This window comes from Chthoniobacterales bacterium (assembly GCA_018883245.1).
In the GTDB taxonomy this organism is placed as follows: domain Bacteria; phylum Verrucomicrobiota; class Verrucomicrobiia; order Chthoniobacterales; family JACTMZ01; genus JACTMZ01.
The window spans coordinates 1-4798 of sequence record VEQL01000072.1 but is presented as its reverse complement, the minus strand read 5'-3'; the positions used below and the strand labels follow the sequence as shown (position 1 = coordinate 4798).

Annotated in this window: 5 protein-coding genes; 4 read left to right on the top strand and 1 reads right to left on the bottom strand. The window is 61.1% G+C overall.

Annotation, left to right across the window (positions count from 1 at the left end; genetic code table 11):
- The 4 genes from FGM15_13430 to FGM15_13415 form a co-directional block, all read left to right on the top strand.
- A partial coding sequence (locus FGM15_13430; protein ID MBU3666859.1) for a LacI family transcriptional regulator occupies window positions 1-1445 on the top strand: 1445 nt, incomplete at its 5' end.
- 130 nt (window positions 1446-1575) lie between these two features.
- Entirely contained in the window at window positions 1576-3417 is a 1842-nt protein-coding gene (locus FGM15_13425; GenBank protein ID MBU3666858.1) for an ROK family protein, read from the top strand.
- Window positions 3418-3626: 209 nt separating this feature from the next.
- Window positions 3627-3920 (top strand): hypothetical protein, encoded by a 294-nt coding sequence (locus FGM15_13420; protein MBU3666857.1) that lies wholly within the window; start codon window positions 3627-3629, stop codon window positions 3918-3920.
- Window positions 3913-4143 (top strand): type II secretion system protein, encoded by a 231-nt coding sequence (locus FGM15_13415; protein ID MBU3666856.1) that lies wholly within the window; start codon window positions 3913-3915, stop codon window positions 4141-4143. Before FGM15_13420 ends, FGM15_13415 begins: the two co-directional genes overlap by 8 nt.
- Before the next feature lie 191 nt (window positions 4144-4334).
- Here the strand turns inward: FGM15_13415 and FGM15_13410 are convergent, their stop codons facing one another.
- The gene (locus tag FGM15_13410; GenBank protein ID MBU3666855.1) at window positions 4335-4796 is read right to left on the bottom strand and encodes a hypothetical protein; all 462 of its coding nucleotides are present in this window, start codon (window positions 4794-4796) and stop codon (window positions 4335-4337) included.
- Window positions 4797-4798 lie beyond the last annotated feature (2 nt).

Genomic DNA, 4798 nt, shown 5'->3' with positions numbered 1-4798 from the left:
ACCCGCGCCCGGAAGAGTTCCTCCAGCGGGGCGAGGCTCACGTCGGGCATCACATGGAAAAGCCCGCTGTCGGTGAAGAGCCCGTCGGCGACCAAGGCGTGGAGGTGGGGGTGGAAGTCGAGGTATTTTGTTGGATTGGCTCTATCCGGTCGTCTTCGAGGCCGGCCGCAGGGGATGCCATGCCCGGCAATCGCCTGATGGGACTGCGCGAAAAACGCAATTTAGCGCGGATCATCATGGAACAAATGGAGGATGGACTTCCAGCCTGGATGCCTGCGTTCCGTCAAGAGTGTCTCCTTGGCTTGTGGGCTCAGACCCATGTGAAGCACCCCATCCTCGCATGGTTGACAAGCGAAATCATCAAGATAACCCATGGCCTTGTTTGCGGGATGGCCGCAAACGGAAAACCCTTCCCTGACCGCATGCCAGAAATACCCATCACGCAGCGTGACATCGCGAAGGCGTTGGGCCTTTCGCAGGCGACCATCTCGCTCGCGCTGTCCGGGCGTGGAAAAATTTCCGATGATCTGAGGAAGCGCATCCGCGGGTATGCGGAATCGCATGGATACCGAATGGACCCCGCGCTCTCTGCACTCGCGGCGTATCGTAGGGGCAAGCGCCGGCCGGGGTTCCAAGGCACGGTGGCCTGGGTGACGAATTTCGACACGCGTGATGGATGGAAAATCGACGCCTTCGTCGATTATCACGCCGGAGCGGAATCCTTCCTCGCCGCCCATGGCTACGGCTTGGAAACCCACTGGCTTGGAGAACCGGGCATGACGGTTGCGCGTTTGTCAGGGATTTTGCGGGCGCGCGGCATCGAGTGTGTTTTACTGTGTCCGCAGCAACACCCCGGCATGGTGGCGGATTGGGATTTCTCGGATTTTTCGGTCGTGACATTCGGTTTCACACTGGCAAAACCCCGCTTCCACATGGTCACCGCACAGGGCTTCACCTCGATGCGCATCCTCTGCGACTCGCTGCGCGAGCTCGGCCACCGCGACATCGGCTTTGTTTACGGGCAGGAAATCGAACAGCGCTCGCAGGGCTCATGGCTCGGCGGCTATCTCGTCTCGCAATCGCTCGACCGCTCGGCACGGAGCATTCCGCCGCTGCGCATCGCCAGTGGAGACGATGCCAAAATCCTGCGCTGGCTGGACCGTCACAAGCCGGATGCCGTGATCTGCACCGAATCGACTGGCTTCGATAGCCTGCAGAAATCCGGCTGCCGGATCCCGAACGATTTCAGCTTTTGTCTGACCGTCGCCGATCCCGTGCGGGGCATCGGCGGCATGCCCTTCGACAACCGCCGCATCGGCGGAATCGCCGCCCGCAAAATCATCGGTCTTCATCACGCCCGCGAGCGGGGAACCCCGCCGGTTCACGAATTCACCGCCATCGAGGGAGTGTTCGAACCGGGAAGCAGCGTGACCCGCCGCAAATGAACCTTCCTATACCTCATCCTGGCCGCCTCAGTCCTACTGCCGCCAGCATCCCGGTTCCCGCCTTGTGATCGACGTTGCTCTCATAACATTCCCATTTGTGTGAATCCTCTCCATACCCAGTTGTCTCATCATGAATGATTCCCACTCCGTCTCCCCGCTGGCCCTCGACATGGGCGGCACGTGGATCAAGTTCGCTCGATTGGGCGCAGACGGAGCTTTTGAAGAACTCGAGCGCATGGCGAATCCCTGTGACGAGCCCGGACTTGGTGGTGTGGCATTTGCCAACCGCATGGCGGACGAAATTCTGCGCCGCACCCGGGGAATTTTTCCGGGCGCAGTGGTTATTTCCACGGCGGGAGAGATTGATGCCGCCGGGCACGCCTATCGCTATTTGGCTGCCCATCTCGGCGCAATGGGGGATCCGGCATGGATTGTGCGCCTTGAGGAGCGCCTCAAATGTCCGGTATGCCTGATCAATGACACCGAGGCTCTTGCCATCGGTGCTGCGGAGTCAGGGCGAATTCCGCAGGAGGGCAATCTCGGGATTCTCGCAGTCGGCACCGGACTTGGGTTTGTGACTATCCGCGATGGCCGTTGGTGGAAGCCCTCCCGGTCGCTCAATCTACTGGGTGCCACTGCCATCCCCGACGGCACCTATGATTTCTGGGCCAGTGCCTCCCGGCGAGCGAAGGAAGCCGCCAATGGCGACCTTGCAGCCTGGCTGCGAGACCCGTCGAATCGACAGGAAAAAACCCGCTATTTCGATGCCCTGGCCGCCATCGTTGCCACGGCCACCATCCTTTATCATCTGGACTTCGTCTTCGTTGGCGGCGGTCTGGCCGATGCCTGCGCTGCGGCGGGAGTGGATCTTGTCGGCGAGCTTTCCCAAGGACTTCCAACGCATTTCCCCGTGGGGTTCCCAGCACCCGCGCTGTTGTTGATACCCGCAGCCAATGTGCACGTCCTGCGCGGTGCGCTGGCGGTTGCGGCGGGCAACCATATCGCGGAATCCTCGCGCTTCCGCGCCTCGTTCGACGCGCTGAAAACCGAAGAGCCCTCGCGAGTGGAACCAATCGAGGAGTGGGGGGCGGAGCAGATTCTTGACCGACTCTGGTGTGAGGAACAGGTGGCGGGCGAGCGCATGTCGGAGAGCCTTCCGCTGCTCGCCAAGGCCGCCCGCGAACTGGTCGCCCGGCGCAGCCGCGGCGGACGCCTCATCACGGTCGGCGCCGGCACCAGCGGACGAATCGCCGCCCTCGATGCAGTCGAAATGCCCGCCACGTTCCGTTGCCGCCGGAGCGACTTTGTGGCTCTCATCGCCGGCGGCACCGCCGATTCCTCTCTCAGCATCGAAGACGGCGGCGAGGAAGATATTTCCGCCGTGCCGGACATGCTCCTGCTGCAGCCAGGCCCGCAGGATTTTGTTCTTGGGATTTCGGCCAGCGGAACAAGCTATTTTGTCCGCTCCGCCCTTGCTTTCGCTCGATCGCGCGGTGCCTTCACGGCCATGCTCCACGAAAGCGATCTGGCGGGCGAATTGTTCTTTGACCTTTCCATCCCTCTCCGCTCCGGACCGGAAGTTGTCAGCGGGTCGACCCGCATGAAGGCAGGCACAGCCACCAAAAAAGCCCTCAACTTCCTCGGTAGCACCGCCATGATTCTGGAGGGAAAAGTGCGCGGCGGCTTCATGATCGATTTTGATCCCAACAATGCCAAGCTGCGACGCCGTGCCCTGCGCATCCTCGAAACCCTCACCGGACATCCCGAGGACGTCTGCGCCAAGGCCCTCGCCGCCCACCACAATCATGTGCAATCCGCTCTCAACTCGCTCATCCAGTATCCAGCATCATTCCCCGGCGGCTTGTCCGCACGTTTACTCCACATGGCCGGTTCCGGGCACGAGGGACCATTGACCAACATACGCCTGCCGGAACCGCGCCGCAGGCATCACGCGCAGCCGTTGTTGCCTTGATGCTTTCCGCCGGGGCGGTGTTTGCGGGCGAAGGGAAACATTTCATCTCCTTGTCCCCTAAAGGCATTGGGATTAGACCGACCACAAAGACGAACGGATCTCTCCTGCAAACGGTTATCGTTATCAATATAAACCGCAGGACAGTTGCGGGTTGATGCTGCGACAAATCATTATCAATGCGTTCTGGATCCGTGCTCCCAACCATGTTTATGAAGCGCATTGGCAAAAACGCACTCGCCGCCGCTGCCATCGCCTCAGCGCTTGTTGCCACAGGGCAGGCGGCCATCACTGTCAAGGTCACCGATGATGCGGCGATCCAGTCAAATACCGCGGATACAAATTATGGGAATGCCGCCGCTATTTATAGTTATTACAGAAACGTCACGGGACAGCCGCATTACAAAACCTGGATGAAGCTGGACGCTTCGTCACTAACCACCCTCACCTCGGGAGGAACGACGCTCAATCTGACAGCGTCAAACGCCGCCGCAGGAAATGAATGACCGCAGCGCCATGGCAGGTTGCCGCGCCTTCACGCTGGTCGAGTTGCTGGTGGCGATTGTCAGTGTGATCGGGACATTCTGGCCGTTGCCGAGAATGCTACCAAGCAGAGTGATCGATTGTCCCTCAGATGCGGCGAAACCCACATCGGAGAAGTTGTTGAGCGGTGCGTTATCTGATAGGAAATCGCTTTCCGGCCATCCGGGGCGTTGGCCCGGAGTTTGAAGCGGGAAGCGGTGATTTCCATGCTCGGAGCATGCCAGATTGGGCAATGGGAGTCAATCGTCCGGGGTGCGGGGCGTTCCGGGGTGCGGGGCGCGCCCCGCACCCCGGAAAACCGGACGTCGCCAGCCGGAGGGGGTGGAAATGCGAGAGAAGCCGGGCCACCGGGGCGCACCTCGGCGCTGCCGGGGTTCTCAGTTTTCCGCGAACACCGGTTCGTGGTCGTAGTCGGGGAATGGATCGTCGAGCCAGGGCTCGATGACCGGCTCGGCGGGCTCTGGCGGGTCGCGGGCGGCATCGACTCGCACGCCGACTTCCCATAATCCGAGATGGCGCAGGATGCGTTCGATGACGTCGGCCTCATCGATGAGGGCGACGATCCTCATCTCGTGCTGGCAGTGCGGGCAGAGCAACGGGTCGGCTTCCCAGACTTTTTTGATGAGTTCGCGCCACTTCTTGGACGGAATGCGGCGGGGTTTGAAGTCGGAGACGTCGATGACCTCGCCCTCGGGCGCATCCACGACTTCGGCATCCGCCCGCTTGAGCCGCTGTCCGCGCATCTTGTTGGAATACCATCCGTAGTAGCGCACGAGTTGGAAACTCTTGTCCGGGATGTGCTGGGTGATGCGCGCGATGAAGTCGCACGGGCTGAACACTT

What these genes read in the sequence shown, in the direction of transcription:
- FGM15_13415 (MBU3666856.1), top strand. Translation starts at nt 3,913, where the DNA reads ATGAATGACCGCAGCGCCATGGCAGGTTGCCGCGCCTTCACGCTGGTC.
- FGM15_13420 (MBU3666857.1), top strand. Translation starts at nt 3,627, where the DNA reads ATGAAGCGCATTGGCAAAAACGCACTCGCCGCCGCTGCCATCGCCTCA.
- FGM15_13425 (MBU3666858.1), top strand. Translation starts at nt 1,576, where the DNA reads ATGAATGATTCCCACTCCGTCTCCCCGCTGGCCCTCGACATGGGCGGC.